Origin of the sequence: Sphingomonas sp. (genome assembly GCF_050725575.1) — a bacterium.
GTDB lineage: Bacteria > Pseudomonadota > Alphaproteobacteria > Sphingomonadales > Sphingomonadaceae > Sphingomonas.
Genome location: NZ_JBOHHW010000090.1, coordinates 1 through 7089 on the forward strand (window position 1 = coordinate 1; position 7089 = coordinate 7089).

General features: G+C 64.5%; 7 protein-coding genes. 4 read left to right on the top strand and 3 right to left on the bottom strand.

The window, feature by feature from the left end:
* The 3 genes from pnuC to ACRECS_RS27120 all read left to right on the top strand — a co-directional run.
* Positions 1-313 (top strand): nicotinamide riboside transporter PnuC (pnuC, locus tag ACRECS_RS27110; protein ID WP_431586086.1); only part of this gene is annotated, 313 nt, incomplete at its 5' end.
* The gene (locus tag ACRECS_RS27115) at positions 310-837 is read left to right on the top strand and encodes an AAA family ATPase (RefSeq protein WP_431586087.1); all 528 of its coding nucleotides are present in this window, start codon (positions 310-312) and stop codon (positions 835-837) included. The genes pnuC and ACRECS_RS27115, both read left to right, overlap by 4 nt.
* Before the next feature lie 39 nt (positions 838-876).
* A complete protein-coding gene (locus tag ACRECS_RS27120; RefSeq protein ID WP_431586088.1) occupies positions 877-1362 on the top strand; it encodes a cupin domain-containing protein in 486 nt (161 codons plus the stop codon).
* Between the two features lie 81 nt (positions 1363-1443).
* Here the strand turns inward: ACRECS_RS27120 and ACRECS_RS27125 are convergent, their stop codons facing one another.
* Both ACRECS_RS27125 and ACRECS_RS27130 read right to left on the bottom strand, forming a co-directional pair.
* Positions 1444-1986, bottom strand: a complete 543-nt coding sequence (locus ACRECS_RS27125) for a peroxiredoxin (RefSeq protein ID WP_431586089.1) — start codon at positions 1984-1986, stop codon at positions 1444-1446.
* A gap of 260 nt (positions 1987-2246) precedes the next feature.
* The gene (locus ACRECS_RS27130; RefSeq protein ID WP_431586090.1) at positions 2247-3218 is read right to left on the bottom strand and encodes a CsgG/HfaB family protein; all 972 of its coding nucleotides are present in this window, start codon (positions 3216-3218) and stop codon (positions 2247-2249) included.
* 170 nt (positions 3219-3388) lie between these two features.
* On the opposite strand from ACRECS_RS27130, the gene lepA reads away from it, so the two are divergent.
* A complete protein-coding gene (lepA, locus tag ACRECS_RS27135) occupies positions 3389-5197 on the top strand; it encodes a translation elongation factor 4 (RefSeq protein ID WP_431586091.1) in 1809 nt (602 codons plus the stop codon).
* A 225-nt stretch (positions 5198-5422) separates the two neighbouring features.
* On the opposite strand, the gene ACRECS_RS27140 is transcribed toward lepA, so the two are convergent.
* Positions 5423-6952, bottom strand: a complete 1530-nt coding sequence (locus tag ACRECS_RS27140) for a terminase (protein ID WP_431586092.1) — start codon at positions 6950-6952, stop codon at positions 5423-5425.
* Positions 6953-7089 lie beyond the last annotated feature (137 nt).

Genomic DNA, 7089 nt, shown 5'->3' on the forward strand with positions numbered 1-7089 from the left:
GTGGATCGGCGGGATCGCGGCGGCGACGGCGGGCTGGGGCTGGCTGATGCACCGCTTCACCGACGCATCCTTGCCCTGGCCCGATGCCGGCGTGGCGATGACCAGCGTCGCCGCGCAGATCCTGCTCTCGCGGCGGAAGATCGAGAATTGGGTGCTGTGGATCGCGGTCGATCTGGTCGCGATCGGCATCTATGCGGTGAAGGATCTGAAGGTGGCCTGCGCGCTGTATGTCGTGCTGCTCGGCGTGTCGATCTGGGGGCTGATCGACTGGCGCCGCTCGGAGCGGGCAGGCCAGAGCAAGAGGGCAGCATGACGCGGCGGATTTGCCTGCACGGGCCGGAAAGCACCGGCAAATCGACGCTCGCGCCGCGGCTCGCGCGGCAGCTTGGCGGGGCGGTGGTCGATGAATATGGCCGTACCTTTGCCGAGGCGCATGGGGTCGATTTCACCATGGCCGATCTGGTGACGATCGCGCGGACGCACGACCGGCTGACTCGCGCGATGGGCGGGATCGATCCGCTGATCCTCGACACCGACCCGCTGATGACCGCGGTGTGGGCCGATATGCTGTTCGGCTGGCGCGACCCATGGTTCGATGCGTGGACCGGGACCGCCGACCTGTATCTGCTGTTCGATATCGACTTGCCCTGGATCGAGGACGGGACGCGGATGTTTGGCTCCGTGTCGGAGCGGCAGCGTTTCTTCGATCTCTCTCGCGCGGAACTCGAGCGGCGCGGCGTGCGCTGGGCATTGGTGCGCGGCGAGGGCGAGGCGCGGTTCGACGGCGCGCTTGCGGCGATCGCGGCGGCGGGGTTGATCGCGCCGCCGGGTGTATGATGATGGGATCGCCGGCGTGACGGTGATCGGGAGAGATTTATGGTGAAGCCGGTGATGAATCTCGATGAGGTCGAGTTCGACGATGTCGAGGAGAATGGCCGCTACACATCGCGCCGCGCGACGATCAGCGACCATATCGGCGCGCGCAACCTGGGCTATAATCTGACCGTGCTGCCGCCGGGCAAGGTGCAATGCCCATTTCATTGCCATCATGGCGAGGAGGAGATGTTCTTCATCCTGGAGGGCGAGGGCGAGCTGCGCTTCGGCGAGGAACGCTATCCGCTCCGCGCGCATGACGTCATCGCCTGTCCGCCGGGCGGCGCGGAGGTCGCGCATCAGATCATCAACACCGGCACCACGGTGATGCGCTATCTGTCGCTGTCGACCCTGGTCGCGGTCGATGCGTGCGAATATCCCGATTCGGACAAGGTGATGGTGGTCGCGGGCAAGCGCGGCGACCGGGCGTTGCGCAAGATGTTCCGGGCCGACCATAGCGTCGACTATTACGACCGCGAGCCGGGTTGAATCGGAGGCTGGTAGCCGGTTGGTTCAGGTCCATTTTCCCCTCCCTTTATGGGAGGGGAAAAAGAGAGGAGTGAGAGACCCTCAGCGCTTCTTCGATGCCTTCCACGCCTTCACCGCGTCGAGCGTGCCCTGGACATGGCCGGCCGGGTTCATCTGCGACAGAGTGTAGAGCACCGTGCCGTTGGGCGCGATGACGTAGGAGGTGCGGTTGGTCATGGTCGCGCCGGCCTTGAGCGGGACGTCATAGCCAGTGATCGTGGCGGGCGTGGCGACGCCGACCGGGAATTTGTTGCGGCATGCCTCGACCGAGAATTTGGCGAGCTTGTCGATCGGGTCGGCGGACAGGCCGATCAGCGTCGCGCCATTCTGTTCGAACTCGGCGGCGGCTTCGGCGAATTCATGGGTTTCGATCGTGCAGCCCTGGGTAAAGGCGGCGGGGAAGAAATAGATCACCACCGGGCCTTTCTTCAGCGCCCTGGCCATCACGAAGTCGAACGGCTTGCCGCCTAGCGCGGCCTTGGTGGTGATGACCGGCGCCCGGGCGCCGACCGGCAGCGCGGCGGAGGCGGGCAGGGCGATGGTCAGGGCGGCAGTGCAGACGAGGAACGCGGCGAGGGATTTCATGGGGCGACTCCGGACGGGCGGGGATGCGCCACGCTACGACCGGTGACGGCAAATCGCCATCCCATGCTTTTGGTTTGAGGTGAATCGGGGCCGGAAAAGAAAACGGCGCGGCGGCAGCTCCTCCCCGGCACGGGGAGGGGGACCAGCGAAGCTGGTGGAGGGGGTGTGCCAAGCAGCGTTCCGCCTGGGGATATCCCCCTCCACCATTTGCTGAAGAAGCAAATGGTCCCCCTCCCCGTAGCCGGGGAGGAGCTAAAGCCTTACTGCGACGGGGCGAGCTTGGTGTTGATCACCCAGCCGACATTGTCGTTCTCGTCGGCCACTTCCCACCACAGGCCGTTCTGCGCGCCGGTGGGATAGACGATCGAGCCGGCCGGCAGGCTGCGGACGATCGCTCCCTTGGCGTTGGCCGTGCGGCGCATCGTGACCGGGCCCTGGGCGGTGAAGGTCTTCTTCGGCGCTGCCTGCGCCGTGCCCTCGTCGCCGGGGGTGATATAGCCGAGATTGGTGACCATCTTGGTATAGGCCTGGATGAACGACAGCGTCACGATGCGACCGATATCGGTGCTCTCGTAACCGCCGCCGATGCCGCCCACGCCGACACCGCCGCCGCCGAACACGCCGCCGACCGCGAAGCTGGTGTCGCGCTTGGCGGCATAGCCGTCCTCGACCGCGATCGTTTCCGTCGTGCGGACATTGGTCAGCGACAGAACCGTGTTCGCCTCAAGCTTGCGCGACTTGATGCCGCCGAGCAGGCCGCCGATCGGACCACCGAGCAAAGCGCCTGCGACCCCGGCTGCGCCATTGCCGCTGACATTGCTGTTCGCGCCCTGGATTTCAGCGACCAGGACATAGTCGGCGGCCTTGATCTGGCCCTGGCCGACATTCGAGCGGCGCTGCAGGCCGAGCCCTGCGCCAATGTCGCGCTCGCGTGCCGCGGCGTTCAGGCCGGTGCCGCGATCGACGATGTTGAAGCAGCCCGAGCGCTGCACCAGCACGCGCAACAGCTTTTGCGGCGGTGCCAGCTGATTCTGCGTCCAGCCCGAGGGATCATCGCCATCGGCGATCGACACGGTGCCATGCTTGCGCGTGCAGCGCGGCACATCGCTCATCGCGGCTTGCTGAAGCCGCTGGCCGTTCGACGCTTTGGCTTGTTTCGGTTCCTTGGCGATTGCCGGAGTCGTGACGATCAGCAGCGTCGCTGCCCCGGCGAGCATAATTTTTACAGCCATGTTGGCATTCCCTTTTTTACAAAAATGATTCGCGCCCTTGAATATCTCGTCGCATCATTGGCGAAAAACCGCAATTGCCACTTGGTTGCTCAGTTGGTTGCCCGGTTAGTTGCCATGTCACCGCGCGGTGCTATGGCAAGCCACCTCCTGCACGCCATCCAGAGAAAACCGTGACCCCGCTCGACAAAATCCGTAACTTTTCGATCATCGCTCATATCGACCATGGCAAATCGACTCTTGCCGACCGGTTAATTCAGGTCACCGGGGGCCTGAGCGCGCGCGAGATGTCCGAGCAGGTTCTCGATAACATGGATATCGAGAAGGAGCGCGGGATCACGATCAAGGCGCAGACCGTGCGGCTGAGCTTCACGGCGCATGACGGCGAGACCTATACGCTGAACCTGATGGACACGCCGGGGCATGTCGATTTCGCCTATGAAGTCTCGCGCAGCCTGGCCGCGTGCGAGGGCGCGCTGCTGGTGGTCGACGCGGCGCAGGGCGTCGAGGCGCAGACGCTCGCCAATGTCTATCAGTCGATCGAGCATGACCATGAGATCGTGCCGGTGATCAACAAGATCGACTTGCCCGCCGCCGACCCGGAAAAAGTGCGGGCCGAGATCGAGGAAGTGATCGGGCTCGACGCGTCGAACGCGGTGCTGACCAGCGCCAAATCGGGCATCGGCATCGAGGAAGTGCTCGAAGCGGTGGTCACGCGCATTCCGCCGCCCAAGGGCGACGCCGATGCGCCATTGAAGGCGATGCTGGTCGACAGCTGGTACGACCCGTATCTCGGCGTGGTCATCCTGGTGCGGGTGATGGCCGGGGTCCTGAAAAAGGGCCAGCAGATCAAGTTCATGGCCACCGGCACGACGCATCTGGTCGACCGGGTCGGCTGTTTCCGGCCGAAGATCGAACAGCTCACCGAGCTTGGCGTGGGCGAGATCGGCTTCATCACCGCGCAGATCAAGGAAGTGGCGCAGACCGCGGTCGGCGACACCATCACCGACGCGAAGCGTCCGGCGGCCGAGGCGCTGCCCGGCTTCAAGCTGGTCCAGCCAGTGGTGTTCTGCGGCCTGTTCCCGGTCGATGCGGCGGAGTTCGAGAAGCTGCGTGAATCGATCGGCAAGCTGCGGCTCAACGATGCGAGCTTCACCTTCGAGATGGAATCGAGCGCGGCGCTTGGCTTCGGTTTCCGCTGCGGTTTCCTCGGCCTGCTGCATCTGGAAATCATCCAGGAGCGGCTGACGCGTGAATATGATCTCGACCTGATCACCACCGCGCCGTCGGTGGTCTATGAGATCGAGCTGACGCATGGCGGCGGGCATCTTGAGCTGCACAATCCAGCCGACATGCCCGATCCCAACAAGATCGCGTCGATTGCCGAGCCGTGGATCGAGGCGGTGATCTATTGCCCCGACGAATATCTCGGCCCGATCCTGAAACTGTGCCAGGACCGGCGCGGCATCCAGAAGAACCTGACCTATGTCGCGGGGCGCGCACAGGTGACGTACGAGCTGCCGCTCAACGAAGTGGTGTTCGACTTCTACGACCGGCTGAAGAGCATCAGCCGGGGTTATGCCAGCTTCGATTATCACCAGATCGGCTATCGCGAGGGCGACCTGGTCAAGATGAGCATCCTGGTCAACGCCGAGCCGGTCGATGCGCTGAGCATGATCGTGCACCGCGGCACCGCCGAAGCGCGCGGGCGCGGCATGTGCGAGCGGTTGAAGGATTTGATCCCGCGGCATCTGTTCAAGATCCCGATCCAGGCCGCGATCGGCGGCAAGGTGATCGCGCGCGAGACGATCGCGGCGATGCGCAAGGACGTGACCGCGAAATGCTATGGCGGCGATATCAGCCGCAAGAAGAAGCTGCTCGACAAACAGAAAGAGGGCAAGAAGCGGATGCGCGAATATGGCTCGGTGAGCATTCCGCAGGAGGCGTTCATTGCCGCGCTGCGCATGGGGGATGATAATTAAGGTCGTCCTGTTGTCTGTGCTGTCGGAGTAGGAAGGGGTTCGCGCAGAGGCGCGGAGGACGCAGAGAGTTTGTCCGGCGCGGCCATCAAACTCCTCCCCGGCACGGGGAGGGGGACCATGCGAAGCATGGTGGAGGGGGTGTGCCGGCAGCGTTTCGCTTGTGGATATCCCCCTCCACCACGCGCTGAAGAAGCGCGCGGTCCCCCTCCCCGTTCCGGGGAGGAGCTAAGAATCCCAGCCTTCCGGCAGAACCTCGGCATAGAGCTCCGCCCATATCTCCTCCGGTGTCTGCTCGCGCACCTGGCGGTAGATTTCGGGCCATTCCTCGCGCGGCATCACCGGTTCGGCGAAGGTCAGCGCCAGTGCATCGGCATCATCGGGCGAGGCGAGCCCGCGCGCTTTCATATGCTGCTTCTTCTCGAGCTGGATCGAGACCTGGTCGGCGGCATAGCCATATTCCACACCGGTGAGATCGGTCGCCAGCGCGTCGTCGTCGGGGATCGCGCCGCTCTCCAGCCAGCCGCGCATATTGCTCCACATCTCGGAACGCTTGTTGGCGGTCTTGACCCGCATGTCGCCCGACCAGGCGGCATCCTCGCCCTTGCCGCCGAACCAGACTTCATGGACGTTCGCGACGCCGAGCTGACGTAAGCGATCGACCACCGCCGCGCCGATATTGCCGGCATCGACGAAGATCGCGTCAGGCTTGTGGATCTGCGCCTGCAGCGCGACGTCGCCGGCCAGCGTCATCGCATCGGTCTGGCGCCAGCGCTGCCACGGCCGGCTGCGCGCATCGCGGCCGCGGCGGATCGCCAGCGTCGAATGATCATCGCCGAAGCGCGCGCAGTCGAGCCCGAAGATGACCGGATCGCTGACCAGATTGTGGAAGTCGCGCACGCGGGCGGCGTCGACCAGGGTGCTGGCGATGAACTGCATCGAGGACGCGGAGGGAAACTGGCCGCGTACCCGGACGCGCACGATGTCGCTGTCCTCGCCATAGGTTGCGACGAGCTCGTCGAGATAGGCCTTGTTGGTGCCCTCGACCGTGCGGCTGTCGATCTGCGCTGTGTTCCACAGATGACGGTGCGCGCCGAAGCAATCGCGGAACGCGCCGGAATTGCTGGTCGGGTTGCCGAAAGCGAGGAAGATGATCTCGGTTTCCTCATCGGTCAGCGCACCGAGTGCCACTTCCCAGACCTTGGCGGGGATACCGCTGGCTTCGTCGAACACGAGGATCAGGCGCTTGCCCTGATTGTGGAGGCCGGCGAACGCCTCGGTGTTGGTGAGGCTCCATGTCACAAGATCGGCGCGCCAGCTTTTGTCATGGCCGGGGTTGGTTGAGACCAAAGCGGTCGCGCCGACCCGGAACCAGTCGCTGGTGAGCGAGAGGTTGGACCATTTGGCGAGCTCGGGCGCGGTCTTGGTGAGGAGCTGGGTTTCGGTGTTGGCGGTGACGACGACGCGGGTGTCCACGCCGGTATCGAGGCCCCATTTGATCAGCATCGCGATCAGCGCGGACTTGCCGATGCCGTGGCCTGACGCTCGGGCGATGCGGCAGGGTGTGTGGCGCGTCTCCGGATTTTGGAGGTGTTTCCCGATCACCTCCATCACCTCGCATTGCCACGCGCGCGGGCCGGCGACGCCTTTCAGCGCGCCTTCACCCCAGCGATAGGTGAAGGCGGCATGGCCGAGCGGGTTATACCTGTAGGCGAGCATCTGCGCGCCGAGCGTGTCGATGGAAGCGGTGTCGGCCACCTCTTTATTCCCGTGCATAATGGTGCTGTGTCGTAAGGTATTCGGGCGATGTTATTCTCTCGACCCGCTCCTTCGCCTTGCGCATCTCCTCGGCCCAATCCTCCTTTTCCTGAGGGGGCGGGGCAGGCCGGGCCCAG